Source organism: Streptomyces sp. NBC_01381 (assembly GCF_026340305.1).
In the GTDB taxonomy this organism is placed as follows: Bacteria; Actinomycetota; Actinomycetes; order Streptomycetales; family Streptomycetaceae; genus Streptomyces.
Genome location: NZ_JAPEPI010000003.1, coordinates 16,434 through 40,731, shown reverse-complemented (window position 1 = coordinate 40,731; position 24,298 = coordinate 16,434). Strand labels below are relative to the sequence as shown.

General features: G+C 69.3%; 30 protein-coding genes and 5 pseudogenes. 13 read left to right on the top strand and 22 right to left on the bottom strand.

Annotated elements, in window-relative coordinates; genetic code table 11:
• Positions 1-760: 760 nt before the first annotated feature.
• The 4 genes and pseudogenes from OG453_RS38220 to OG453_RS38205 all read left to right on the top strand — a co-directional run.
• Positions 761-1,126 (top strand): annotated as a pseudogene (locus OG453_RS38220) (DUF2867 domain-containing protein); the annotation flags it as partial.
• A gap of 54 nt (positions 1,127-1,180) precedes the next feature.
• Positions 1,181-1,684 (top strand): isoprenylcysteine carboxylmethyltransferase family protein, encoded by a 504-nt coding sequence (locus OG453_RS38215; protein WP_266873328.1) that lies wholly within the window; start codon positions 1,181-1,183, stop codon positions 1,682-1,684.
• Positions 1,681-2,181, top strand: a complete 501-nt coding sequence (locus OG453_RS38210) for a hypothetical protein (protein WP_266873327.1) — start codon at positions 1,681-1,683, stop codon at positions 2,179-2,181. Before OG453_RS38215 ends, OG453_RS38210 begins: the two co-directional genes overlap by 4 nt.
• Before the next feature lie 42 nt (positions 2,182-2,223).
• Positions 2,224-2,364 (top strand): hypothetical protein, encoded by a 141-nt coding sequence (locus OG453_RS38205; RefSeq protein ID WP_266873326.1) that lies wholly within the window; start codon positions 2,224-2,226, stop codon positions 2,362-2,364.
• 621 nt (positions 2,365-2,985) lie between these two features.
• Here OG453_RS38205 and OG453_RS38200 read toward each other — a convergent pair.
• Positions 2,986-3,331 (bottom strand): annotated as a pseudogene (locus OG453_RS38200) (DNA polymerase III subunit alpha); the annotation flags it as partial.
• Positions 3,332-3,741: 410 nt separating this feature from the next.
• Between OG453_RS38200 and OG453_RS38195 the strand changes: the two are divergent.
• From OG453_RS38195 to OG453_RS38185, 3 genes are all read left to right on the top strand, one after another.
• Positions 3,742-4,518, top strand: a complete 777-nt coding sequence (locus OG453_RS38195; RefSeq protein WP_266873325.1) for a hypothetical protein — start codon at positions 3,742-3,744, stop codon at positions 4,516-4,518.
• A 22-nt stretch (positions 4,519-4,540) separates the two neighbouring features.
• Positions 4,541-4,681, top strand: coding sequence for a hypothetical protein (locus tag OG453_RS38190; protein ID WP_266873324.1), 141 nt, complete (start codon positions 4,541-4,543; stop codon positions 4,679-4,681).
• A 301-nt stretch (positions 4,682-4,982) separates the two neighbouring features.
• Positions 4,983-5,435, top strand: coding sequence for an SDR family oxidoreductase (locus OG453_RS38185; RefSeq protein WP_266873323.1), 453 nt, complete (start codon positions 4,983-4,985; stop codon positions 5,433-5,435).
• 15 nt (positions 5,436-5,450) lie between these two features.
• Here OG453_RS38185 and OG453_RS38180 read toward each other — a convergent pair whose 3' ends face one another.
• The 4 genes from OG453_RS38180 to OG453_RS38165 form a co-directional block, all read right to left on the bottom strand.
• Entirely contained in the window at positions 5,451-6,461 is a 1,011-nt protein-coding gene (locus OG453_RS38180) for a clavaminate synthase family protein (RefSeq protein ID WP_266873322.1), read from the bottom strand.
• A gap of 41 nt (positions 6,462-6,502) precedes the next feature.
• Positions 6,503-7,489, bottom strand: a complete 987-nt coding sequence (locus OG453_RS38175; protein WP_266873321.1) for a hypothetical protein — start codon at positions 7,487-7,489, stop codon at positions 6,503-6,505.
• Between the two features lie 362 nt (positions 7,490-7,851).
• Positions 7,852-8,052 carry a DUF397 domain-containing protein gene (locus tag OG453_RS38170; RefSeq protein ID WP_266873320.1) on the bottom strand — a complete coding sequence of 67 codons (201 nt, stop codon included), beginning with the start codon at positions 8,050-8,052 and terminating at the stop codon, positions 7,852-7,854.
• Between the two features lie 11 nt (positions 8,053-8,063).
• Positions 8,064-8,918, bottom strand: coding sequence for a helix-turn-helix transcriptional regulator (locus tag OG453_RS38165; RefSeq protein ID WP_266873319.1), 855 nt, complete (start codon positions 8,916-8,918; stop codon positions 8,064-8,066).
• Positions 8,919-9,624: 706 nt separating this feature from the next.
• Between OG453_RS38165 and OG453_RS38160 the strand changes: the two genes are divergently transcribed.
• Entirely contained in the window at positions 9,625-9,819 is a 195-nt protein-coding gene (locus tag OG453_RS38160; RefSeq protein ID WP_266873318.1) for a hypothetical protein, read from the top strand.
• On the top strand, positions 9,816-10,154 hold the full coding sequence (locus OG453_RS38155) for a hypothetical protein (protein ID WP_266873317.1): 339 nt from the start codon (positions 9,816-9,818) through the stop codon (positions 10,152-10,154). The genes OG453_RS38160 and OG453_RS38155 overlap by 4 nt, the downstream gene beginning before the upstream one ends.
• 132 nt (positions 10,155-10,286) lie before the next feature.
• On the opposite strand, the gene OG453_RS38150 is transcribed toward OG453_RS38155, so the two are convergent.
• The 3 genes and pseudogenes from OG453_RS38150 to OG453_RS38140 form a co-directional block, all read right to left on the bottom strand.
• A complete protein-coding gene (locus tag OG453_RS38150) occupies positions 10,287-10,628 on the bottom strand; it encodes a hypothetical protein (protein WP_266873316.1) in 342 nt (113 codons plus the stop codon).
• Positions 10,625-10,879 (bottom strand): hypothetical protein, encoded by a 255-nt coding sequence (locus OG453_RS38145; RefSeq protein WP_266873858.1) that lies wholly within the window; start codon positions 10,877-10,879, stop codon positions 10,625-10,627. The genes OG453_RS38150 and OG453_RS38145 overlap by 4 nt, the downstream gene beginning before the upstream one ends.
• Positions 10,880-11,266: 387 nt before the next feature.
• Positions 11,267-11,590, bottom strand: a pseudogene (locus OG453_RS38140) (N-acetylmuramoyl-L-alanine amidase); the annotation flags it as partial.
• Positions 11,591-12,285: 695 nt separating this feature from the next.
• Between OG453_RS38140 and OG453_RS38135 the strand changes: the two are divergent.
• Positions 12,286-12,420 carry a hypothetical protein gene (locus OG453_RS38135; protein ID WP_266873315.1) on the top strand — a complete coding sequence of 45 codons (135 nt, stop codon included), beginning with the start codon at positions 12,286-12,288 and terminating at the stop codon, positions 12,418-12,420.
• A gap of 59 nt (positions 12,421-12,479) precedes the next feature.
• On the opposite strand, the gene OG453_RS38130 is transcribed toward OG453_RS38135, so the two are convergent.
• Positions 12,480-14,519, bottom strand: coding sequence for a hypothetical protein (locus tag OG453_RS38130; protein WP_266873314.1), 2,040 nt, complete (start codon positions 14,517-14,519; stop codon positions 12,480-12,482).
• 436 nt (positions 14,520-14,955) lie between these two features.
• On the opposite strand from OG453_RS38130, the gene OG453_RS38125 reads away from it, so the two are divergent.
• Complete coding sequence (locus OG453_RS38125) at positions 14,956-15,168, top strand: hypothetical protein (RefSeq protein WP_266873313.1); 213 nt, start codon at positions 14,956-14,958, stop codon at positions 15,166-15,168.
• A 44-nt stretch (positions 15,169-15,212) separates the two neighbouring features.
• Here the strand turns inward: OG453_RS38125 and OG453_RS38120 are convergent, their stop codons facing one another.
• The 3 genes from OG453_RS38120 to OG453_RS38110 form a co-directional block, all read right to left on the bottom strand.
• The gene (locus OG453_RS38120) at positions 15,213-15,683 is read right to left on the bottom strand and encodes a hypothetical protein (RefSeq protein WP_266873312.1); all 471 of its coding nucleotides are present in this window, start codon (positions 15,681-15,683) and stop codon (positions 15,213-15,215) included.
• Complete coding sequence (locus OG453_RS38115) at positions 15,683-15,967, bottom strand: phage tail tube protein (RefSeq protein ID WP_266873311.1); 285 nt, start codon at positions 15,965-15,967, stop codon at positions 15,683-15,685. The genes OG453_RS38120 and OG453_RS38115 overlap by 1 nt, the downstream gene beginning before the upstream one ends.
• 268 nt (positions 15,968-16,235) lie before the next feature.
• Positions 16,236-16,667 (bottom strand): minor capsid protein, encoded by a 432-nt coding sequence (locus OG453_RS38110; protein ID WP_266873310.1) that lies wholly within the window; start codon positions 16,665-16,667, stop codon positions 16,236-16,238.
• A gap of 37 nt (positions 16,668-16,704) precedes the next feature.
• Here OG453_RS38110 and OG453_RS38105 point away from each other — a divergent pair, with 37 nt between their 5' ends.
• Entirely contained in the window at positions 16,705-17,265 is a 561-nt protein-coding gene (locus tag OG453_RS38105) for an HNH endonuclease (RefSeq protein ID WP_266873309.1), read from the top strand.
• On the opposite strand, the pseudogene OG453_RS38100 reads toward OG453_RS38105, so the two are convergent.
• From OG453_RS38100 to OG453_RS38065, 9 genes and pseudogenes are all read right to left on the bottom strand, one after another.
• A pseudogene (locus OG453_RS38100) lies at positions 17,262-17,611 on the bottom strand (hypothetical protein). The gene OG453_RS38105 and the pseudogene OG453_RS38100 sit on opposite strands and share 4 nt — an antisense overlap.
• Positions 17,608-18,321, bottom strand: coding sequence for a hypothetical protein (locus OG453_RS38095; protein WP_266873308.1), 714 nt, complete (start codon positions 18,319-18,321; stop codon positions 17,608-17,610). Before OG453_RS38095 ends, OG453_RS38100 begins: the two are co-directional and overlap by 4 nt.
• 4 nt (positions 18,322-18,325) lie before the next feature.
• Positions 18,326-18,448, bottom strand: coding sequence for a hypothetical protein (locus OG453_RS38090; protein ID WP_266873307.1), 123 nt, complete (start codon positions 18,446-18,448; stop codon positions 18,326-18,328).
• A gap of 20 nt (positions 18,449-18,468) precedes the next feature.
• Complete coding sequence (locus tag OG453_RS38085; protein ID WP_266873306.1) at positions 18,469-19,326, bottom strand: phage head protein; 858 nt, start codon at positions 19,324-19,326, stop codon at positions 18,469-18,471.
• A 64-nt stretch (positions 19,327-19,390) separates the two neighbouring features.
• Positions 19,391-20,071, bottom strand: coding sequence for a hypothetical protein (locus OG453_RS38080; RefSeq protein ID WP_266873305.1), 681 nt, complete (start codon positions 20,069-20,071; stop codon positions 19,391-19,393).
• Between the two features lie 145 nt (positions 20,072-20,216).
• Positions 20,217-20,516: a hypothetical protein gene (locus OG453_RS38075; RefSeq protein WP_266873304.1), complete on the bottom strand. Its 300-nt coding sequence runs from the start codon at positions 20,514-20,516 to the stop codon at positions 20,217-20,219.
• 193 nt (positions 20,517-20,709) lie between these two features.
• The gene (locus tag OG453_RS45255; RefSeq protein WP_323178730.1) at positions 20,710-20,937 is read right to left on the bottom strand and encodes an Rmf/CrpP fold protein; all 228 of its coding nucleotides are present in this window, start codon (positions 20,935-20,937) and stop codon (positions 20,710-20,712) included.
• A 2-nt stretch (positions 20,938-20,939) separates the two neighbouring features.
• Positions 20,940-22,010: a hypothetical protein gene (locus tag OG453_RS38070; RefSeq protein WP_266873908.1), complete on the bottom strand. Its 1,071-nt coding sequence runs from the start codon at positions 22,008-22,010 to the stop codon at positions 20,940-20,942.
• 170 nt (positions 22,011-22,180) lie between these two features.
• A pseudogene (locus OG453_RS38065) lies at positions 22,181-22,813 on the bottom strand (phage minor capsid protein); the annotation flags it as partial.
• Positions 22,814-23,607: 794 nt separating this feature from the next.
• Here OG453_RS38065 and OG453_RS38060 point away from each other — a divergent pair.
• The gene (locus OG453_RS38060; RefSeq protein ID WP_266873303.1) at positions 23,608-23,919 is read left to right on the top strand and encodes a hypothetical protein; all 312 of its coding nucleotides are present in this window, start codon (positions 23,608-23,610) and stop codon (positions 23,917-23,919) included.
• 11 nt (positions 23,920-23,930) lie between these two features.
• On the opposite strand, the gene OG453_RS38055 is transcribed toward OG453_RS38060, so the two are convergent.
• Positions 23,931-24,197: a phage capsid protein gene (locus tag OG453_RS38055; protein ID WP_266873302.1), complete on the bottom strand. Its 267-nt coding sequence runs from the start codon at positions 24,195-24,197 to the stop codon at positions 23,931-23,933.
• Positions 24,198-24,298: the final 101 nt, after the last annotated feature.

Sequence of the window (24,298 nt, the reverse complement as noted above, 5' to 3'; positions counted from 1 at the left end):
GGCCCGCGCTCTGGCCGACATGATCACGCCCGACATCGCGGTCCGTGACGTCCTCATCGGCTACAGAACCCGCCCGCGGGTCGCCTCCCATTTCGGCCACCGCAGTGGCGGCGGGTCCATCCACCACTACCTCGCCACGTTGCACCCCCGGCTCTACGGCCCGACTGCCGATCACGGTCCGCTACCACCGACCTGGACGAGCTGAGGCTGTGGGCCCTCACTCACGCCGGTGAGCATCAGCAGAAGGCTGTCCTCGACGGCCTTGCCGCCGAGTTGCCTCATACGACCCAGCTCCTTGAGCCGCCGCTGCACGAGCCGTCTTTGCCGGCACCCACCCGCGCCTGGCTGCAATACGCCGACCGATCGATACGCCAACTCGCCGGCCAGATCCACCGCGTGAGCCCCGCCTTCGCCCTGCCCCACGCTCTGCCGGAGCAGATGTCCCCGACCACGGCGGTGCCCGGCCCCGACCCTGCTCCGAAGGACATCACCCGAGCCCTCGCCGACTTCATCTCGCCGGACATCGCGCCGGACGACGTCCTGCTCAGCTTTCGCCCGCACCCGCGCACCGGCGGGCGCTTCACCGCGCGGGAGGCACCTGCGACGGCCTTCGGCTCACTCTGCACGCCCGGCTTCACGGCCTGGAAGCCGCAGCCGCTGCACGACCGGAGGCGTGGGAGGAGGCTGAACCGGTCCCCGCGCGCCGCAGCCGGCCAGCAGGCAGCAGCCCTCGTCCGGCTCTCCGGCCAGCTGCACAGCGCGGGTTGTCTCGCTGCGCGACCGCCTCCCACGCGACCTCGCCCAGACCGCGAACGACGCCACCCCCTGCACCGACCCGTTCACCGAGGTGTACCTGCTCCACACCGAGGCCGCCCGCGAACTGGCCAACAGGACCGTCCACGACATCATGCACCTGGGCTGGATACCGACCAGCGACGGCGGATACGAACTGCGCATGGCGGCCCTGGTCAAACCCAACGGACTGTTCGGACGGCTCTACATGGCCTTCATCGCACCGTTCCGCTACTTGATCATCTACCCGGCGCTGACCCGCCAATGGGAACACGCCTGGCAAGACCGCACCCGCCTGCTCGCCGGGACGGACACCGCCGACGGGCACCCCTGAATCACCAAGGACCAGCACCTCGACGCCCAGGAATTGAGTCCTCATGCTGCCTGTATGCGCAGATCAAGGGCGGCTGTGGGAAGTTCGGTGTTCTTGGCGCTCGCTCCGGGCACTGTTGCCGGTCTGGTGCCTTGGTGGCTGACGGGGTGGCAGGCCGGTCATGGGTGGCTGGCCGTTCGGCTGCTGGGCGGGGCCGTGCTGACTGGTGGTGCGGTGGTGTTGGTGCACGCCTTTACCCGGTTCGTACGTGAAGGGCTGGGCACTCCGGCACCGGTCGCACCCACCGAACACCTGGTGGTGGGCGGACTGTACCGCCATGTGCGCAACCCGATGTATGTGGCGGTCACGGCCGCGATCTGCGGGCAAGCCCTGCTGCTGGGGCGGCCGATTCTCCTGGCGTACGGGCTGCTCGCCGGAACAGTGATGTGGGCGTTCGCACGCTGGTACGAGGAGCCGGCGCTGTTACGTACATTCGGGGCGGAGTACGAAACGTACCGGCGGGCGGTACCGGGCTGGTGGCCGAGGCTCCGCCCGTGGCGCGGCGAGAGCCGCGCATGACCCAACATGCGCAGACCACCGCTCAGCAGGCGTCCCAGCAGGAGGTTGAACGCCGTCACCACGGCGACGCCGACCGGCAGCGCGGCCCCGGCGCCGGGCTGATGGAAGGCGACGTAGGTCGCCCCGCCTCCAGCCAGCAGCAGGAGGGCGGTGCGCAGGTCGAGGGGGCCGTCCGCGTGCGGCTCCTCGTGCTGCGGGCGCGGCAGGGGGGCGGCGGAGCGGTGGGGGTGCGGCTGGGGCGTCATGTGGCAGTCCTTGGGGCTCGGGTGCGTCCGCACACGGCGGTGCGCACGGGCGTGGGGCGGATCGGGCGGCCCGCCCGGTGGGGTGCGGGCGGTGGGCCGATGGGCGGCAGAATGCGGGAGCGCGGCCCTAGCGGCGCAAGTCGTGGCGGCGGAGGCCATCTTGGCCGCCCGGAGCCCTCGTTGGAGGGGCGTGAGCTGCGAATTTGTCCGGCGTTGGGCTTGATGGCGTGCGATACACGGGTGGTGGGCTAGTGCCGCAACCCGCCGCTGTGCCGTCACCGGGGGGCCAGCGGGTTGATTGCCCGGTGCCGGCGGTGGTGGAGCGAGGCCCGGGCCGTCGAGGTCGGCTTCCCCTACGGCTACTCCGATGTCCCGCTGCCGCAGCTCATCGGCAACGCGGCCGAGCTCCGCGAGGGGCACTCCTGCTGTTCGTGATGGCTATCCCGGCCGACCTGCAGGACAGCGCCGCCGCGTTAACGGCCACTGGGTGAGTCTCCGGCTCACTCGTTGAGGCGATCTCCAGCCCCGTCACGTTCTCATTTCCCGATCTTGGCAAGCCTCTTGGTCGCGTGGTGGACGACGACCGAGGGGGCTCATGCGACGTGGAATGGTGCTGGGAGACCTTCGAGTTCAGCCCATGAAACGGACTGGCGGAGGCTGGTCGTACACGATCATGGTTCGAGCGTCTCCGGGACGCCGGTTCCAGCCTCCGTTTCGCCGACAGCGCATCGCCGACAAGCGCATTGCCGGCCTCGAAGCCCGACCCCTGGAAGGGGACCGGACACAGCCGAGCAGCTGCCCCCGGTGTGATCCCGCTCGGCAGCCAGCAGGCTCAGGGCCTGGCCAATCTTGCCTGCCATCGACTAACGCCATGTTCATGCAGCAGGCAGCCCAGACGAGCGGCTCGTCCGCGAGCCTTAGGGGTGCAGAGACGGGACCTGAAGTACCGCGAGCCCGCCGCTGCGTTGATACCCCGCCCAGGGATTCTTTCCACCGCCTCCTGCCGCACCACCCGGCAGGACGACCACTCGCACTACCTGGCAGGACGACCGCCCGCACCACGCCGCACGGGTGCATGGCGTAGCCGCGCACGAGGGGCGTCCAGGTCCTCGGCGAGCTCGAACAGCGGCCCGAACTCCTGCTGCCGTGCGGAGAGCTGGCGCAGCTCGGGCAGCTCGGCGAGCGCATAGCGGATGTCGCAGGTGCGGATGTGCGGGAAGCTCTTGGCGATCATGTCGACGGTCTGCGGGTCGATCCCGAGCGCGAGACCGGTATCGCGCGGCGCGTGTCTGGCCCGGTACGTCTCGGGCATGCCGGTGACCGTGACCCGCTCCGACTCGAACCGTTCGAAGATGCGGTCGTAGACCTCCAGGCGGCGGGTGGACTCCACATCGACGTCGACGACCGTCAGCAACTTGCGCAGCGCCACTTGACCTGGGGGCGTTGGGCATGGTTTCGCCCTCCCCGGCGCCACCACAGCGCATGGATCGCAGCAGTACCGTCGAGAAGAACTCGGCATGCGGCCGACGTCGGCGGGATCCGGTCACTTCCCGGAACCCGGACGCCACCTGCCGCCTCACCTGTGAACATTCATCACGGACAGGTCAAGTGCACTGCCATCACACGGTGGAGGATGCATGACCCGTACGGCGCCGTCACCCCCAGCCCTCCCAGCACCCAGGGACCTCTGCCCCGTAGAGGGAATCGAGAAGGTGGCTGTGCGGTGACCGGACTCCGCGTGCTCCAGATACCCGAGACCTGCGGAACGACTACGTCGCACTCCAGGAGAGCCACCTCGCGGCCCAGGGGGCCGTGGTACTGCGCCCGGGGCTGTGCCGCGACGAACCACGGTTCGCCCCCGGACACCTCTCCCACCTGGTCGGTGCGGTGCCGGACATCGTGCACCTGCACTGGCCGGAAATGCTCGCCAGGTTTCTCGGCGACGCCGAGGCGATCGACCTTCTGCGGGAGCTTGCCGCCAGGGGTGCGCGTCTGGTCCAGACGGTGCACGACTTCGCCCCTCACGAAGAGGGGACACACGGCAATGCGGGGTTCATCGACGAGGTCGACTCGCTCACGCACGGCGTCCACTTCTTCACCAAAGAGCACGAGTTGGCCGCACGCCGGATCCGCAGCCGCCTGCCCGGCCCGGCGCTGCACCTGCCCCACCCCAGATACCCCCAACTCGTCCCCGACCGAGGGGGATCCCCGTACGGCGCGACGATCGGCTGCTTCGGCCGACTGCGCCCCTACAAGCGGACCGCCGCCTTCGCGCAGGCATTCGTCTGGCACGCCACCGGCGAACAGCGGCTGCTGGTCGCCGGACACCCGGACGATCCGGCCACCCACCACACCCTGACCGAGATCGCGGCCGCCCACGACTGGGTCAGCTACCTTCCGGGCTTCCACCCCGGGTCCGAGTTCGTGTGGCTGCTGGAGCAGGTGGACTGGTGGCGCTGCCCTACCAACGGGTGTGGTCCAGCGGCGTGCTGGTGGCCGCGCGGCACAGCAAGGCCGCCGCGTCCTGTCACCGCCGCCGGTGGGGGCAGACGCCTACGGGCCGGCGCTCGACGATTGGCGGATCGTTGAGCCGTGGGACGACGATGTGGCCGTGCTGCGCTGGCAGGATGCCCTGACCGTCCCGCCGGAAGGACAACGGAGGGCGGGCGGGCCGGGAGCGCTGACTCTGCCGCGGTGGGACGAGGCAGCGGACGCCCTGGGCGAGTTCTACCACCGAATCCTGGCGGCCTAGATGGTCCACCGCATCGTCGTAGGAGCGGTCGGCTTCATCGGCCGCCCGCTCGCCGCACACCTCGCCGCCCTGCCGGGACGTCTTCTTCTCGTCGACTCCGAACCGGCCCGGCCCCCACCGGCACGGTGCAGGGATGGCACCCCGTCGACTGCCGCACGGAACGCTTCATGCAACTGGTCGACGAGTTCCTCGACGGAGCCGAACGAGTGGAGCTCTTCCACGCTGCCGGCCGGGTACCCCACGTCGCGCGGATCGCCGTCAACGACGTAGAGCCTTTCGCGCGGTGATCGAGGACAACCTGGTGACCACCTACGCAGTCCTGCGTACGGTCGCGGCAGCCGCGGCAGCCCACCGCGTACCGGGCGCCATGCTCGTCCTCGGCTCGGTTGGCGGCACCCGGGCACACCGCTACAAGGCCGGCTACGACGCGGCCAAAGCCGCCGCTGAGAGCCTCACCCGCAGCTTCGCCCTGGAGTACGGACCGCTCGACATCTCGACGCGGGCCATCGCGATCGGCCCCATCGGCGACTCATCGACCACCTCCGCCGACGGGGCACGCCTCGACGCCCTCGTCCGGGACGTCCCGCTACAGCGCTACGCGACCCTTGCCGAGGTGGTCCACGCCGTCGCGGTGCTGGCGACACCGGTCTTCGACTTCGCCAACGGCGCGACCTACCTTTTCGACGGGGGGCTTGCCCAGCAACTGGGCTCCCAGGCCATCGAACGACCCCCTGAGGACTTGGGAGTCCGCTGAGTCACATGTGGCCGGTCAGCGAGCGAGTATGTGGCCGTCGTGGGGGCGGTGGTCGCGGGAGCGGCGCAGGTCGGTGGTGACGTAGGTGCGTTGCAGCCAGCGGTCTGCTCCGTCGTAACGAGGGTGGAAGGCGGTGCGGCCGTGGACGGTGACGCGGTTGTCGATGACGACCAGATCGCCGGGTGTCAGGCGCAGAGTACGGGCGGTCGCCTCGCAGGCGCGGCCGAATTCGGGCAGCGCCGCGGCGGCCCGAGGGGTGAGCGGGGTGGTGACGAGTTGGGCCATGCGTATGTCGGGATCCTCGGCTGCTCCCGACAGCACCGGTCGGGGCTTGGCATCGGGCTCGGTCGCGGCGGCGTCGGGGCCGAAGGAGGGTGGTGGCGTGGTGATGAACTCCGGTGCGAACAGGGCCTGGCGGCTGGCTGGGGTGAGGAGCGGCAGTGCTTGGCGGATGCCTGCGACGCGCATGCCGGCGATCTGGTCGTGGTCGGCACGCAGGCACAGGAAGATCACGTAGTCGGGTGGGTGCGGGTGGAAGCCGTTCTCGGTGTGGAAGGACAGCGGTACTGATCCGGCGTTGCCGTGGAAGGTCTCCTGTCCGGGCACGGGCACAACGTCCTGCACGAGGGCGCCGGATTTCTCCGCCAGGTAGGCGAGTGGCTCGCCGAGCCCGCAGGCGACCATGGTGAGCACCGCCGCCGAGATGGTGGCCTGGCGCTGGACCGAGCCGGGTACGGCCGGTGTCGCGGGCAGGGCCGCCTGATCGACGGGCAGGCCGCCGATCACCAAGGTGCCGTGCGGGCCGGAATGCCTTCGGAACCGGCGCACCTCACGGCGCAGCAGTAGCGGAAGGTCCTCCCAGGCGTCCCGGGCCCCTGCCACCCACTCGGGGCTGTCGACCTGGTCGTGCCCGCGGGTGCACAGGGTGCGGGCCAGCCGCTCGCACGCGCCGGCATCGGCCGGATCCAGCTCCCGATCTGCGGCGGCGACGGTGCTTTGGGCGGTGTCGGGCGTCGTCTCGGGCATCAGGGTCTCCTGCCGGGGGCGTGGGCGGCGGACGCGCGGACTCACGAGTGGCGCAGGCCGGCCACGGCGTCGGCGATGTAGTGGTCCCCGAATCGGATCAGCGAGGCGTACTGGGCCGCGCGGCGATGGCGCATGTGCCGTAGTTCGGCGACGGCGTTGTCGGGGCCTTCGGTTTTCTGAGCGATGGAACGATGCAGATGCACCATCGAGTACGCGAGGGTGACGTGCCGTTCACCGTCCACGATGTCGGCTTCCAGAAGAGCGCCCCGTGCCTCGGCCAGCTCCGGGGCGCGGGCCGCCAAGTGCTCGTAGGAGTCGGGAACCACGGACAGCAGGTCCTTCATCGCCGCCCGGAACAGCTTGTATCCGCGATGCTGGCGCCCGCTCAACGGGACGTCCACCGACGGAGGCGCCATGGTGTGGCGTACCGCCGCCATGTAGTAGTCGGCCGGGATCGTACTGGCGTGGGCCATCGCTGCCGGGAAGCCGCGCACGTACGCCGTCGCGTCTGCCAGCCGCGTCAGCGCGGCACCGCCGTCGCTGTGCCGCAGATGGTGGGTGGCGTCGGCCACGGCGACCGCGGCGCAGACGTTGAACAGGACATGGACCTGGTGACCGATGAGCCACCGAGCACTCCACACACTCTCCAACGACGATTCCGCACCAGCGTTGGGAACGGCCACCGGCGGGACGGAGCCAGCGTCGGAGCCCGGCGCTGCGCCGGTGAGATCGAGCACCGACTGCCGCATCCCGGCCACTTCCAGCGCCAGGTCGGAACCCGACAGTGGAGCATCACACAGATCTTCCAGACCGCGGTGGACGACCAGGACACCGTGCAGCGCAGCCTGCTGATCCGACAGTTCCCCCTCACGGATCCGAAAGAACGACTGACTGGTCGATTCCGCCGGCAGTCCCTCACCGACCACAGCCGGAGCCAGATCCGACAGAGCGGCCGCCAACTCACCGGCAACCGTGGAGGCCTGCCGCAGTGCGAGGGCGCGCTCAACAGGTCGGGCATGGGTCGACACCGCGGCCAGCACGCGCGAGGTCCGCTTCGCCTCAGCATCGACCTGCGGGCCCAACAGCGGGAAGGGCCGCCCGCCTAGGGGCTCTCGGAAGACAGCGACAGCAGGATGACCGGCAACCGGTGATAAGCCCATGGTTGAAGTACTTCGCCAAGAACACTCCACACGAAACCCTGATCTGCAAGACAATTCCTGTGCGGTGCACCGGAGTGTGCCATGGACGATGAACCCCCTTGTCCTGGCCCCCTGCGGGCCGTCCCCATGACGCTACGGGGACGGTCCGACAGGCGTCTATGCACACACGTGACTATGCGCGTACTCGCATAAAGAGAGTCCTTCTCCACCGAGGCAGACAAGGGGTGCCGCTACGCGATGAGGTGGTCGAACTCGCCGGCTTTGACACCTGCGATGAAGGCAGCCAAGTTGACTCGGCTGGTGACGATGACGCTGCCGGGAACGTCGCTCTCGCGCATCACGATCCCGCCCTCGTGCTGCGCCACCTCGACGCAGTTGGGGCCATCGCCACCCGAGAACGACGACTTCTGCCACTGTATGGATGCGCTCATGCCTACGTGTCTCACAGTTCTCGTGCGATGTGATGGATGATGCTTCGCGATTCGTCCGGATCAAGGGACGCATGCTCGGCGATGTCGAGCAGGGTCGTGTACTTCAACAGGTCGGCCTCGGCATCAAGGAACTGATTCCCCGAGGCACTGTCGAGCTGCACGGTGTCGAGTTGGGGCACAACTCCCGTGGCGTACAACACCGGTTGAGTGACCTCGATGAAGTCCTCGCTCGTGAAGGGGATCACTCGCACAGTGATGGTGGGGCTGTGCGAGATCGACATCAGGTGGTCAAGCTGCTCACGGGCAACCTTGCGGCCACCGAAACGCATGCGCAGTGCCGCCTCGTGGATGATCGCCATGAACGTAGGTGGGGACTCGCGCTCGAAGATGGCCGACCGTTTCATTCGGTGCTCGACGCGCAGCTCGACCTCGTCGGACGGCAGCTTGGGGCGCACGCCCGAGAACAGGGCGTGCGCATAGCGCTCGGTCTGGAGCAGGCCGGGAAGAGTGACGCTCTGCATCGACGTGAGTCGTACGGCATGGTGCTCAAGCTCGGCGATGTCCAGGAACCCAGGGACAAGGATGCCCCGGTACTCGTCGAACCAGTATTGCCCGCGACGCTCGCGTGCGATGGAGCACAGCGCATCGATCAGGGCCTCGTCATCGCATTGATAGAACGTGCATAGGCGGCGGATGCGGTCATCACCGATGCCGACGCGTCCCGCTTCAATGTGGCTGATCTTGGCCTGGTCGGTGGACAGCAGGCCAGCGGACTCGCGGGCAGTCTTGCCCGCGCGGTCGCGCAACTTCCGCAGCTCCGCGCCCAAACGGGCCTGACGTGCGGTGGGGTTGTCCCTCGGCGGCATAGTCCCTTCCCCTTGTCTGCCTTGAGTGTGTCGCGTAATCGTGCCGCCGGTCCACCTGTTAGGACCATAGTTTAGGAACACCCTTGCTCCAGGGCATAGTTGCCCCCCACCTTCCAAGGCGGTACCTCGCAGCACGCCGGTAATCCCGCAGTGCAGCTGCTGACGCACGCCCTCGTGCGTGCGTCATCCCCGGGGGCGGCCAGAGCCGCGGTGGCGAGCAGCGCGCGCTACAACCACGTTGGGAGACGACGAAATGCCTACAGCCCTAGCGCCGCCCGCACCTCCTGCATCGCACGAACCGAAGTCCTCTACGACCTACCGTTTGACCGCGGCGAACGTGCCAACAGCCGCTGTCGTGCTGCGGAATCTGGTCGTCACCCTGTTCTGCACGACGGGGCACGAGACGCTCGCGCAGACCGCGCGGCTTTTGACGAGCGAAATCGTCACCAACGTCTATCGCCACACGGCAGCGCGCATCGTGTACGTCGAGGTGACGGTCGACGAACGCCAAGTCTGGGTCTACGTACACGACGACAAGCCGCGCTACCGCCCGATGCCCCCCGGAGGTGGCAGACGGCGAGGGCGGCCTTGGCCTGTTCATCGTCGACGAGTGCGCCGATGCATGGGGAATCACGCACTACGGCGCCCTGGTTCCGACGTCAAAAGCCGTGTGGTTCCGGCTTGTTGAGGGCGGAAGGGGGTCCTCGTGATCACGCCGAGCATGGTGCATGTGTCCGCGAACGGACGCACGGGCACTCCGGATGAACTGTGGCTCCACTTCGACATGACTCTTCTTGTCGAACTCCCGCCAGATCTCGCTCGATGTCTCACCTACCAACTCGCCGACAAGGTCGGACTGTTGGTGAGTCAGCCGCTCGATGCGGGGGAGGCCGCCCCATGAACGTCGAACGGGTCATGTGGGGAATCGTCGCTCTGTCCATCGCCCTCGCGATCCTCGCGCTCGTGGCGATCTACTGGTCGATGCCGAGCTCACACCGCGCCGTGACGCCCCCGCCTCTCGACCGCGATGGGTACGTCTACACCTGCTACTGCTACCGCGATCCTGTGCGAGTGCAGATCCAAGATCCTCGGAGCCCCAGACGCACCGAGGCCCGGCGGCGCCATGCGCGGGGCATCCCCTGGCTAATACGCCACCGCGTCCGCCCAGATTCCCACGTCTCCCACGCGGGGGCGGGCGGCGGAGGGGGAACGGCTCCCGTACTCGTGGCCGCATAGGTCAACCGGCACGGTGACCCCCAGAGAGGACCCCCGACGCATGGGGTCGGCGGGGGTCCTCTCGCCTACGCCACAACGACAAAGGCGCCCCCGGTCACCGGCATTGAGCCGGTGACCGGAGGCGCTGGGTGTCTAGGTGTCGTCGTCAGGGGAGATACGGCGGGTGCGTCGGTCGACGCGGTCGACGGCATCGCGGAGGGATGCGCCGCTGTTGGGGTGCAGCTCGTGCTCGACACGGCCGATGCGGTCCTCGATGGCGCCGAGCCTGGTCATGACTCCGGGGCGGGCGGGGACTCCAGGGCGGGACTCGGTGCCTTGCCAGTCGTCGACGAGGTCCCCAACGCGACGCGTGAGCCGGCGTAGCGAACGGCTCGCCCGCCATGCGAGGGCGAGGGCGCCTGCCACTGCGACGAGGGCACCGCTCCACATGACCGCGGTGTCGAGCGAGGCGACGCCGGTCGTCGTGGGGCTCACTCCGTGGCGTCCTCCTTCCGGCGCAGGGCGAGCAGCTCGTCGTCGACGCTCGGCTCAGTGCGCAGCCACGCGGGCATGAACGTCTGGACGCCGGGGAGCGCCATCACGTGGGAGAGGCCGCCCGCGATGGCGAGGGCGCCGGCGACCCACGGCAGGGTTTCGGAGATGCCGGATGCCTGGACGAGGGCGGGCATTGTCGTGGCGAGGGCGATGGTGGTCTGTACGAGGGTGCGGCGTGTGGCATCGGTCATGGGGCGGTGCTCCTTACTTGGTGTGGGCGAGGCGGTGCAGGGCGGCCCTGCCGCGGGGGCCGATGGCCGGGTCGTGGGGCTTGCCCGCGGCGCGGTAGGCGGGGTGGGCGGGGTGGGCGTTGTGGAAGTGGGCCACGGCGGCTTGGGTCTGCGGGCCGTACGCGTCGGCCTCGGGCACGCTCTTGGCGAGGTATCCGGCGGCCTTGAGTGTGCGCTGCAGCGGCTTGGTGGACGGGTCTTGTGGCCTGGGGCGAGGCCCTTGGGGAAGGGCGGCGGGGTGTACGGCTTGGGCTTGTCCGGCGTGGTGCCGCTGTTGTCGCCCGCGAGCTTCTTTGCCCGGCGGACGATCTCGGGCAGCTGGGCGACGATGCGGGAGCCGGGGCAGGACGTGTGTCCGCCCCACGCGCTTCCGCCGAGGCCGTGATAGGCGAGGCCGCGGTCGCTGGTCGAGGTGGCGACCCTGAGGGGTACGCCGTAGGTCTTGTGGGCCCACGCGAGTACCTGGGCGTTGCGGTCGAGCTGGTCGTCGGTGAGGGTGTCGCCGCCCCTGCCCTCGTTCTCGACGGACAGCCACGCCGGGTTGCCTGCGGCCTGCGCCCACGCGCGGTCGCTGGTGTCGACCCACTGATACAGGGCGCCGCCCTTGCCCAGGGTGGGCAGTGCGTCGGATGCCTCATGACCGGTGTACGCGGCCGGTTTGATGCCGGTCATGGTGATGCGCATGGGTGCGGCGCCGGGCATCGCCGAGGCGAACTCAGTTGCCCCGGAGCCGTCTTCCAGCGGCCAGTACGCCTCGATGGACGTACGGGCGGGGTTGGAGAACTCGCGGCGCATCGCGGATTGCAGTGGCGCCGCGCCCTGCCCCAGGCGGCGCAGGATGCCCGCGGCCGTCACGGACACGCGCACGTCGTACGGGGTGCCCCACTTCACGGGCCAGCCGGGCACTTCGCCCAGGAAGCGGACCAGGCGCGGCCCGGCGGGTCCTTGTGGGGCGACGGAGAGGCGTACGGGGGTGTTGCGGCCAAGGCGCCCGTACAGGTCGGAGCGCGGGTTGCGCGGGCTGTAGCGGCCACTGGTGTTGTCCAGGATGAACGAGCAGGTGGCCGCGTCGGTGTGGGCGCCCTCGTCGGGGCGCCCGCGCGTGATCGTGATCGGGTTTTCGGTGAACACGTCGCCGGTGATGTCGAGCCACGCGCCGCCGAGGTACAGCTCGACGCGGACGCTGAGCGGGTCGTCGGGGAATGCCACGAACGGGACCTCCTCTCAGATGTCGAAGGAGATCGGCCGTGTGGACGAAGATCAGGCTGCATTCGAGTTGATCAACCGCATGCGTACGGTCCCCGAGCCACGTCCCGAGAACGCATATGGGCGTCGGACGGACTATCTGAAGGAGAAACACGATGCGTATGCGTTCAGTGCTGGCGGCCGTTACCCTGGCGGCTGTTGCCCTCATGGGCGGGGCCACCACGGCGGCCGCCGACGAAAGAGACAACTTTGACGGTATTGGGATCTACCAGATCGCCTTCTCGCCGCTCTGGTAGGGGCCGTACCGCACCGTGATGTCGGCGCCTGATGTTGGCGGGCTCTGTGCCCGTCGCCATCAGGCGCCGAATGCGGTCTGTACCGAGCCGCGGCCGTCGACGCGGACCATGCGGCGGATGAGGCGCTTGAACTCGCCGTCGGCGCCCGTGATGTCCAGGACGATGCGGCCCTCGCCTGGTCCGCCTGCGGGTGATGCGGTGTGGGCGGACCAGGCGGCGGCCGTGGCCTGCCCGGGGGTAGGGGTCGAGACGAGATTGCGCATACTGCGATCGACCGCGCCCTGTCCCGCCTCGATGCCGTCGACGACACCGGCGGGAATCCACTGACCGATTTCCTGCGCCATGACGCGGGAGGGGGAGTTGATGCCGAGCGCGTCGGCGATCGGCCCCGGAATCATCGCCTTGGCCCAGCTGATCAACTTGTCTTTGATCCACCCGCCCATGGCCTTGATGCCGTTCCACAGACCGCGCACGACGTCGCGGCCCTTGCCGGTGAGCAGGGAGCCGAGAGAGCCGATGCCGCTCGCGATGCGGCGGGGCATGCCCCGCACCCACGCAATGAAGTCCGATGCCTTCTGTCCCGCGGCGGTACGGAACGCCTGAAAGCCGCGTGAGGCGGAGGCGCGCAGACTGCCCGGCAGACCGGACAGGGCCGACGCCGTACGGCCAGGCAACCCGCCCAGCCACGAGGTCAGTTCGGTGATCTTGCCGACGGCGGCATCCTTCGCACTGCCGAACCAGCCGCCCAACCTTCCGGGCAGCGAGGCAAACCAGTTCAGCGCCGTTCCGATGCCGGATACGGCCGTATCGGTTGCCGACTTGATGAAGCCCCAGGCGGCCGACCACGCGGTCTGAAGCCACGTCGTCTTGGTCGCGATCAGTACGACGATGGCGACCAGCGCCACAATCGCCGCGATGATCCAGAACACCGGAGAGGCGAACATCGAGGCATTGAGGGCCCATTGGCTACTGGTCCAGATGGCGTTGCGGGCGGCCACGACCGTTTGCGCCAGTGCCCATGCCTTCGTGGCTACGGTCACGGATCCGATGACCACGGCGAGCGCTGTCAGTACCGGGGTCGGAACAGCACTGATCATCTGCGCCAGATACAGGGCGAGTTGAGCCGAGACGCCGAGCAGCGGAGAGAGGGCGACGAGTACCTCGATGGCCGCGCCGCCGAGACTGGCCAGGGTCGCGCCGCCCTGCTCGGCCAGGTCGAGGAAGGCCGCGAAGCCTTCGGAGTCGTCGAGGGAGGTGCCCCAGTCGGCGAACGCGGCGGACATGGTGACCAGTCCGCCGGTGACCCCGGCGGAGGCGGGCAGGAAGGCTTGCAGCATGCCCGCGAAGCCGATTGCGAAGTTCTTGACGATGTCGAGGATGTCGCGCAGCGCGGGCCCGGCCGCAGTACTCGTCTCGCTCGCCCACTCCTTGAACTCCGCGGACTTGATGCCCGCTGAGACGTCGTCGAAGAACCCGGAGAACGCGCCTGCGGCGGCCTCGACGAACGGCGTCAAGGTGGGAAGAAGGTCCCGGAGGACGGTGATGCCCTTGGTGACCACCGGCATGGTGGTCGTGGACAGGCTGTCGGACCACGCCTTGTAATCCGACTTCAGCCCGATGAACGCGGTAGCCGCATCCCGGGTAGCCGGGGGGAGTTGCGCGAGGGCGTCGGTGTACGCCTGCTGCTTCTCGGCTGCGTCCGCGGCGCCCTCGGCGGCGGCCTTCTCCGCATCGGCCGCCAGCGCGGCGACCTCCTGTACGGCCTCCATCTGCGGGCCGACCGCAGCAGAGAACGCTTTGACGGCCAGGCCCGCGGCGAGGCCGCCGAGCGCGGCCGTTCCGGCGGCCACGAGCGGGACCGCGCCGCCGACCAGGGCAAGGCCCTTGGCCGCGCGGACCGCGCCCGAGCGCACGCCGTCGCCAAGCGCCCCGCCCATGGCCGCGGACTCCGCAACGAACCGCCCGCGCAGATCACGCAGACGGCCATCGGTGCCGCGGGCGAGTTCATCGAGTCCGGCCCGTGTGCGGGCGAGGCCGCGGCGGGCCCCGGAGTCGTCGAGGTCGATGAAGCCGGTGAGTTCGCCGACAGTCAACGCCACGGGCACCCACCTCCCGTCGCGTGCTCGGTGGTGGGCAGGCCCGCTCAAGGAGGGCTTGTCATCCTCGCTCGTGTGGCTTCATCGGCCAGGGTGGCGAGATAGGGACTGCTTTCCGTGCTTGTGTGTGCCTCAATGCGCTGCCCCTGCTGCGTTCGAACGGGCATGCGCGGTAGCGGTGCTTGCTCGGGACTGGTTAGCGTCTGAGGCATAGGCAGGTGCCCGTGCTGAGACCCCGCATGGTGGCTTTGCCTTCTGGCTCCCAGACCTCGGGCCGCTGACAGGACAGAACGGCCGTAGACGGCCGGAGCCCTCGAATCCATTGCAGCGGACACAGGGGCTTCGGCATCCCGTCCTCCCAGCCGTTCCTGGGGCGACTCCCGCGCGCCCCAGCCAGGGAGGACAAACCGGCGCGGGGACACCTGCGGAGGGGAGCCGCATGTCCCCGCGCCGCGCGGCCGTCGTCGAGCGCCGACAACCGGGGGTGGTCGCGCTCACCGGTCTAGCGCGGGGGCTTATCCGGTGGTGCCAGGTGGCGGGCAAGGCGGGAGTCGGCCGAGAGAAGACCGAAGATGCGTACGCGCAGCCACCGCCAGGAGCGGGCGCGCATGAGGCGCCGGTCGCCGACGTCGACGCCGTAGATCTCGTGTAGATCGGCCTCGATCAGCGGCCACTGGTCGAGGAGTTGGGGCCAGGTCAGCGACGCTTGCGGCGTGCGCGGGCCGGTGCCGGGCGGGTACTCGTACCACTCCCAGAGGCCGGATTCTTCGTCGTATTCGCCCCGCCCGATCGGCGCGCTTGCCGGTTCGGGGCCAGTCGAGAAGGGTCGCCACCCGAGGACCACACGCGTTCGGCGGTGGCCTTGTCCTGCACCACCCACACGATCGCGACGCGCGCGCAGTGCTTGAGTGCCGGCCAGGTGACGCCGTCGGCGAGCATCTGGTCGTAGGCGTCGCCGAGCAGGTCGCGGTAGAGGTCGCGCTCGGCCGCATCGCCGAGGGAGTCGGTGTCCACCTCGCCGCCGTTCGCGGCGACCGCGGCGCTCTGCACGAGGGCCTGCACGGCCAGACCGGTTTCCGCCGAGGGCGCCGCAATGGTGTAGCGGCGACCCTTGACCGGGAGGACGAGTGTTTCGTCGAGCAGCTCGTCGTTGGGCTCGAATGCCACTACGCGGCCTCCTTCGTGGTGCTCGCGGCCGCGAGTGTGAGCGTGCCGCCGCCCGCGGGCGCGGCCGGGTTGGTGATCTTCTTGCGGGGGCCCTTGCCGGTCAGGGTGACCTTGACCGTGTCGAGGTCATCCGCGGCGCCGCCGTCCGGCTCCCAGGTGACCAGGGCGCGGCCCTCGTACGCCTCGTCGCGGCCCTCACGGTCGTAGTAGCGCACGTGCACGCGCGAGGCCACGCCGAAGCTCTCGGACGCGAGCCTGAGCTTCTCCTGCGCGGCGTTGAACACGCCGGTGATGGGGTGGCAGCGGGGGGGCGAGCTTGGCCTCGATCGACCAGGCGAGTTCGGTCACCGTGCTGTCCGCCCACCCCTCGTCGTCGTATGTCGTCGACTTCTGCTGGGTCGGTTCGACCTTGGGGGCGAACTCCTGGACTCCCGGGACCAGGGACCATACGGGGGTGGCGTCGGTGCCGATGCTGAGTTCGAGGCGGTACCGGCGGGCGAGCGCGGTCTCGGTCTCGGCCGGGGGCGTGGGCGTACTCAAGGGCGGGTCCTCCTATTCGAGGCCGGGGTGCGGGCGGTTCGCGCGCAGCCGGTAGTTGCTGGTGCGCTCCTGGCGGCCGTTGGCGTCGGCGCCGAGTGAGCCGGATGAGAAGCGGTAGATGAGCGTGATGCGGGCGGTCCCGAAGGTGTGCCGCCCGGAGGCGTGCAGGACGGCGAACACGTCGTCGTCCAGGGCGCCCACTTCGCGCGGGTCGGGCCCGGCGCGGGTGCGGACCTGCACGGCGAGCACGGTGTCGGTGAGTGCGGCCGACTCGGTGACCGGGTACGCGGTGAGCACGATGGCGCGGTCGGGTCCGTCCGGCATGACGGTGTCGGTGATGGCGGTCTCGCCCGCGGCATAGATGCCGTCGGGCCGGTAGACGCCGACCGCTCGCTCGTCGAGCAGGCGGGCCAGGCCGTCGACGATCTCGGAAAGGAAGCTCATCGGGTGGTTGTCCTTGCTGCTGCGTAAGGTCTGCGGCATGGCTGAAGGGCGACCAGACATCCCAACCGCGTTGAAGCGGGCCGTACTTGTAGAGGCAGGGCACCGATGTGCCATCCCTACATGTCGGCAGACACCGGTTGAGCTAGCGCACATCACGCCCTGGACGAAGGTGAAGGAGCATACGTTTGAGAATCTGATCGCGCTTTGCCCGACGTGCCATACACGCTACGACCGGGGCGATATCGACCGACGGGCGATGGTGCAGTACAAGGCGAATCTTGGACTCTTGAACAGTCGCTACACCGATACTGAGCGCCAGCTATTGAGGACGTTCCTCAAGAAACATCAGATACTCGAGAGCCGTAGCGGGCGGCATATGTTCACCCAGTACGAGGGGTTGAGTCCTTATGTCTTGCAGTTCGGTGGTATTCAGATTCATCAGACCATGTGGTGGATGATCTCGAATCTGCTTGACGATGGACTAGTGGAAACATCCACCCTGTATCCCGGCATGGACATTTGGGGGACAGTGGCGCTTTCTCTGACGGAAGAGGGGAAGAAATTTATTCAGCGGTGGGCGGAGGCCCAACCGCTCTAGCGCAGCGACCTCCGCACCTGTGCGGCGATGATCTCGGCGACGGTGTCGGCCTCCTCGGCGAGGGGGAGTTCGAGGTACTCGCGGTGCGGCCCGCGTCGTGGCGGTAGGTCATCTCCTCGTGCTGGCGGACCGCGTACGGAGTGTCGTAGGACACGGCGGCCGTGAGGCTGGCCTCGTCGACGGCGGCGACTCCGGAGCGTTCGAGGGTGGCCTCTTCGATCGGAACGCGGCGCCGCGACACTTCGAGGACGTGCTCGGCGCCGAGCCGCAGACCGCGGGCGGCGCCCTGGCGCTCGGCAGCGAGGATCGCGTCGCCGTTCCAGCGCAGACGGGTGCGCTGCGTCATTCGCACATCACCTCCGTACTGGCGGGCACCGGGAGGCCCGGGGCGGTGTGGTGGGCGACGGTGAGCGCGATCGTCTTGCGGCCGTCGGGCAGCGTGATCCGTGAGCCGGTCGGGCAGGTGAGATCGGGGGCGGCGATGATCTGCGCCGTCGATACGGTCTCGGCGCCGGTGCGATCGCGTACGCGCTTGACCGTCTGGGACACCAGGGCGGGCGCGGTGGCCGCGGGCCCGTAGCGGGGCCCGTAGGCGGACGTGCCGAGGTAGGGCTCGACGGCGACCTCGTGGCGGAGCAGCCAATCGGGGACGCGGCTCACCAGATCACCCCCGGCAGCAGTCCCGCCCTCGTGAGGGCGCGGTGCGGTGCGGTGCGGGGGGGGGGCGAGGTCGACCTCGCCGGGCGTGGTCGGGCCGTCCTTGCGGCCGGACAGGGCCACGGGCCCGATGCTCACGGAGTCCCAACGGCCGGCCGCGCCGGTGCCGTCGTCGCCCGTGGCGAGTTGGTACTCGACCTGAGCACAGACGGCGTCCCGGAGTGCGGCGATGATGGTCGGGTCAGTGGGCATGCCCGCGTCGTCGGTGAGATAGACCGCCCAATTCAGCGCGTCGTCGATGTCCTCGGACGCGCGGGCGAGCAGCCGCTCGGCATCGGCGGGCGCCGGATTCCCGGTCCACGCCGTGAGCTGCTCGGGGGTGGCGCAGACACGGGACACCGGGCTACTCCTTCTTGGGCTTGGTGCGGGCAGCAGAACGCCCCGCGGGCTTGTCTGCCTGCGGGGCGTTCTCGGCGTCGTCCGGCTCGTCGTCCGGCGGGGTGGGGTGGTAGCGGCGCAGCATCATGGGGAACCGCTTCTTCTCGGTCAGGTGGTGGCGAGGGTGCCGACGCACACGCCGCGGTCGCTCAGGCGCTTGACCGCGTAGTGCAGGGTCGTGGTGACCACGGTCGAGCGGGCGAGGATGTCGCGGTCGTCCTCGACCAGCGGGCGCCGCTTGTAGAGCAGGCCGAGCGCGCCGCGCTTCATGATCAGGAACTTTCCGGCGGTGACGCGGTTCGTCAGGAACACGGGCACGCCACCAATCCGGCCGATGCTGCCCGCGACGGCGGCCGATGGACCGTTGCCCAGCTTGGACGCGTCAACGAACTGCGGGTCGGCGAGCGCGTCGGCGTACTGCGCACTGTTCAGGAACAGGCCCGCAAAGTCGTCCGGCTCCCACTCATCGCCGAACTGCGCGATGCCCGGAACCATGGCGCCCATCCACGTGAACTTGGTCGCGCCCGCGGCGGTGGTGAACTTCAGCGGATTGCCCCCACCGAGGGTCGTCTCGTCGGCCTGCGCCTGGGTGATCAGGTCGGCGTCGACCTTGCGGGCGGCCAGGACACCGAACTGACGGCGCGCCTCGGCCTCGGGGTCGCCGAGACTGACCAACTTGGCCTTATGGGTGATCTCGACGGCCTTACCGGCCTCCTTGATCACGGCCTTGGCGAAGCTCGTCGACATGGCAACCGGCGTCATCGGCGTTGCCTCGGTCAGCTCGTCCAGCTCGCCGAGACTGCCCCACTTGGGGAACTCGCTCTCCTGGCCGGGCGCACCCTCAAGGGTGTTGTCCTCGACGACCGCGGCCGATCCGGCTACGCGGACCTTGCCGAGGAACTGAGCCTGCGCCATATCGCCCCACACCTCGGGGACGATCATCTGTGCGGACGTGGTCTTAGCCATGGGTGGGTGCTCCTTCTCCGGCGCGGTGGCCGGGCGTTAGGGGGCCCGGCGGGCGGCCGGGCGGTCAGTGGTTGGCGAGGCGCCGGTAGGTCTCGGGGTCGGACTGGAACAGGTCGGCGCGCTCGGCGTAGGACATGGCGCCGAACTGCTCGGCGGTGAAGGCCCCCGGTCCGGGGTCGCTGAAGTCGGCGCCCGACTTGGCGGGGGTCTGCGGGACCGCGGCGAGCCACGGCTGAGCCGTAACGGCGTTCTTGATTGCGTCCGCGACGGCGGTCGTGTCGGCAGGGTCGATCTGCGCCACCGCGGCCGTGAACGACGCGGAGTCGAGCAGGCGGGCGATGTCTGCCCCGGCGGTCGGCGCGGCCTGGACAACGGCGGACTGAACGGCGGCCCGCCGGGCGGCGGTTGAGCTGTCGGCGAGAGCCTGCTGTGCCCACTTCGGCAGACGGGTCACGTCGCCCTCGGCGGCCTCGACGGGCGGCGCGGCCGGGGCCTGCGGAGTCGGCGGCTGCGGGGCTGCCTGCTGGGCGCGGGTGCGGTAGTCGGCGGCCTCGGCGCGCCTGTCCTTGATGAGCTTCTGGGCCCAGTCGGGGAGCGACGCGAGATCCTGCGGTTCCCCCGGCTGCGGGGGCTGCGGCACGGCGGGTGCCTGCGGCTGCTGCGGCGTCGAGCTGGTGCTCGGCGTGGCCGGTGCCGGGGTCTGCGGATCGCCGGTCGGAGCGGGGGCGGTGGTCGGGGTCGACACGGGGTCCTCCTGGGACGGTGTCAGGGGCCGTGCGTGCCTGGCGCTCGGCCGGATGCGGGCAAACGGAAAGGGGGCCCGCTCCTGGCGGGCCCCCTTGGGGGTGGTGCTCGTTGTCCAGTTGGGCACTTGGTGCTTGTGCGTTGATTCAGACGGTGTAGGCGGTCCAGCCGATGGTCTCGGCGGTGTGCTTGCCGTCGGCGCTGACGCCCCCTCCGTAGATCTCGTTGAGACGGATGAGGAAACCGGTGACGCTCACGTCGTGCAGCCGGATGCCGGGCGTTTCCGGACCGTTGAAGGTCTGCACTGTGGTCTGCACGATGACGTCGGAGCCTGCGGGGAAGGGAGTGGGGAAGTTGACCCGCGTGAAGGTGTTGGTCTGGCCAGCGACCTTCTCCGTGGGATTGTCTGAGCTCAGGACCAGCTTGCCGTTCTGAATCATGCTCATGGCATTGCCCCTCGTTCCTGGCCTCCGAGAGGCGCCGACTGGCGCCCTCGGCCCGCGCTGCCGTGGGGTGCCGATTCAAGCGTTACGGACGATGCACCTGTAAGTCGTTTTCCCGACAGATCCGGCGTTTGTGGCAAGGGGAGTATGGCCGGGATCGGCCTTACCGGGGAGACCGCCGAATCGGAAACGCTGGTCAACTGCAGTTTCTGGCCCACGAAGCAAGCTCGATCACGAGGCTCTCGCACAGCCCCCTAGTCGGCGACTGGTCGGGGGGGGCAGGGCGCTGCTCGGCGTATCCGCGTATCCACGCGGTCCGCAGCGTCGACGTGCTCGGGTACGGGCACGTGGTCGGCTCGTCGCCCCTGCGGCCTGCCTCGCGGCCTGCCGTGACTGCCTTAACGATGTCCTCGCGCGTGCCCATGGTCACCTCTTGTTCTGCTGGTCGGCCTCGTGCTTACGGGCGCCGTCGGCCCACCGTTGGGCCTTGCCGGTCACTTGCTCGATGAACTCGGCCTGCGTGAGCCTGCCGTGCTGGACCCACCACTCTTTCAGCTCGTCGCTCGCGCGGGCGTGCGCGATGTGTGCGGGCCCGCTGAACAGGGATACCGGGGCGTGCCCGGCGGCCTGGGCCTTCTTGTTGAGCAGGTAGCCGCGGCAGTCTGCTTCGGCCTGTAGGTACTGCCGGTAGACGTACTCGTCGTACAGGGCGCGGGCCTCGCGGCGGGTGATGAGATGCCGCTCGTCCTGGTCCTCGTCGTCGCTGCGGTGCTGTGCGGCGGCGGCGTCGCCTAGGTCGGCCCAAAACGCGTCATCGTCGAGGGCCTGGTCGGCGGCAAGGGCGCCCCATGCGGCCGGTCCGGGCACATGGTCGCCCATGGCCTCGGCGAGGGCGTCACGGTCGGCGAGCAGGTCGTCGACCGCGTTGACGGTGCTGGCGGGCGGGGGGAGGTCGACGGCCTCGCGGCGGTCCATCTCCGCGGCGATGCACAGTAGTTCACCGTTGTCGGCGTACTGCATCGCCCATGCGAGGTCGTCGTCGCCCACCCCCGCCAGATCGGCGAGCAGGTACCCACCCGGGAACAGGCGGGAGAGCAGATCCCGGCGGGCGGCCTCCGCGGAGATCGCGGCGGCCTCCGGTCCGGTACCGGCGTCTCGGTAGCGGGCGGCGAGTTGAGCGTCGGACAGGCCGACCAAGCCGGGTCGCACATCGGGCCGTTGACCGGCGCGGTCGCGTCGGCCGGACTCGGCCATGATGCGCACCTGGTCGGCCTCGTCGACGTGGGCGACCAGACGGGCGAGGTCGTCGTCGGACAGGCCGAGCAGATCCTCGACCAGGCGCCCGCGGGGCGCGGCGCGGTCGAGCAGGGCGGCGAGGTCCCAGCGGTCGGCCTCGGCCTCGATCTGGCGGCGAGTTGGTCGTCGAGCGGCGTACGGAGTGCAGCGGCGAGTTGGTCGTCGCTCATCTCCCGTACAGACCGCTCGTCGCCGGACCACACGCGGGCGCGCTCGACCTGATCGGGCGCGGGCGGGCGAGGCGAGGCGGGGAGATTCCCCGCCCCTTCCTGCTCGCGGTGTCTGAGTCGGCGTAGGTCCGGATGGGCGGTGAGGTGGTCGCGCATGGCGCCCTGCCACTGGCGGACCTTGACCCGTGCGGCGCGCTTCGCCTCGGGGATGACGGCGGCGGCCTCGCGCCTCTTGTACTGCCGGATACGGCGCTCGATGGTGCGCTGCCGTTGTCCGGCCTCGTACCCGGCGGGGTCGCTCTCGGCGGCCTCAATGCGGGTCAGCCCCGGCGTATAGGCGCTCACGGAGTGACGGCAATTGGGGTGCTGGAATCCCGCGAGGCGAGCCTCGTCGAGCGTTCCGGCCACACGCACGGGGACCATGCGGCCGCCCTCGATGGCGTGCTCGACCTCGACCGTGCGCTCGCCGCTCGGGCCGTCGATGGCCAGTACGCGGCCCTCCCACGGACGGCAGAGCGGGCACTCGCGCGGCGCGTCGGACACGACGACCAGGTCGATACCGGCGTCGGACAGGGTCCGCATGTGCGCCTCGCTCGCCGCACGTCCCACGCTCGTGCGCACAGCCATTTCGGCGTAGCTGGTGAGCTGCCACCGTCGGCCGGCGCGGTCGGTAAACGCTTTGATGCCCGCGTCGGCAAACCGGCGCATGGCGTCCTGCGTGGCCTGGCGGCGGCTGCCGGTGCCGAGCAGGGGCGTTGCGGTGACCTCGGCGACGATCGCCCGGAAGGCGTCGACGACCGCCCGCAGAATCGAGCGGTGCGTCGAGGTGACCACGTCGACCGTTTCCTGAGCGAGCCTGTCCGCAGCCTGTGCGTTCGGTGTGACGTCGTCGACCAGGGCGCGCGCCTCGTCGGACAGGGCGCCGATCTCGGCGACTGCGGCCCGGTGCCCGACGTTGTATGCCTCGGCAACCGCGTCGAACACGTCGAGCTGAACGGCCTGCCCAACTCGTCGACCACAGCCTGTGAAGCGCGGCGCAGGGACTGAACGGCGGCGAGCTTTCGCTCGGCCCACCCCGGAGCGTCGAGCCCCTCGGCCAGCTGCCGCGCGATGATGCCGAGTAGACGTTCCTCGGCTGCGGCGTACAGGTCGCGGGAGCGCTCGGCGAGGGGCTCGAACATGCCGGGATGGACAGCCATTCCACTCCCTAGGTGTTGGTGAAATGGGCTCTTTAACCGCTATTTGCTATTTCATGAGCGTGGTTGGCGTGTAGCTAACCGGATTGCCGCAGTTGGTGAGAGTTGGTCTTCTTGGTTACCAACTTCACTTGAGTTATCCCCACTTGGTGAGCAGGTAGACAGCGGTTAGGGCGAAATCGACGCCCTGGCCTCGGAGTTCGCAGGTCGCAAGGAGTTGAGTCCTGCCTGCCTTGGCAGCCAACTCGCTGTGCCGGACACCGGCAACGCCGTGCGTAACTTCACCCGAAACAGGCGAGAGGATTTCAGATGGGAGCACGTTGCTAAATCGGACTCTTCGACCCAGTACGGTGCTCGCCAACCCCAACACCTCTGCCCTCTCCGGGCGTTGCCCTGCGCGCATGACCGCGCAGAAGAACAGGATGGCCAGCAATGAAGTACGAAGAAATCAGCGTGATCGTCATTGTGGTCTTCGCTCTGGTGTGCCTGGTGCTCCAACAAGTCGAGGTGCTGTCCAACCAGATTGCCCGCACACTCGACAGCCTCGGCAAGGTGCGGGACGCCGTGAAGAACCTCGTGCAGGGACGGAAGGAGCGACGGGACTCAAAGACTTTGGCGCAGCGTCCTTTGACCCCGAAGCTGCCTGAACTGGGATTCCAGGATGGCTCGAATGCCGAGCCCGGAGGGGATGTGTCGGGCGCAGAGGTCGCGCCCGAACTGCCCGACGAGGAGCACACAACCTGAGTGGAAATTGGCTAGAGCGGGAAGCTGCCGACAGGGTCGGGCGCGCCTGCTCCGGTCTCCGTGAGGATGGCGGACACCTCGGCCTGTACGGCGGTGTCGTCCCAATCGGGGTGCAGGATCTTGACCTTTGTCGAGGTCGACACGGCCCCGGCGCGGGCGAGCAGGTCGAGAGTGGTCGCCGTGCTCTGCTCGCTCTCGGCGACGCCGTCGCCGAACTCGACGCGGGGGCGCTCGGGCTTGATGCGGCGGCCGAAGTGCACGGCGTCGAGCTGCAACAAGACGTGCAGAATGTGGGCGAGGGGCTGGCGCACATACCCGGCCTTCTGCTTCCGGGGACCATGGACAGGGCGTCGCGGCTGTCGACCTCGGTCGCGGTGAT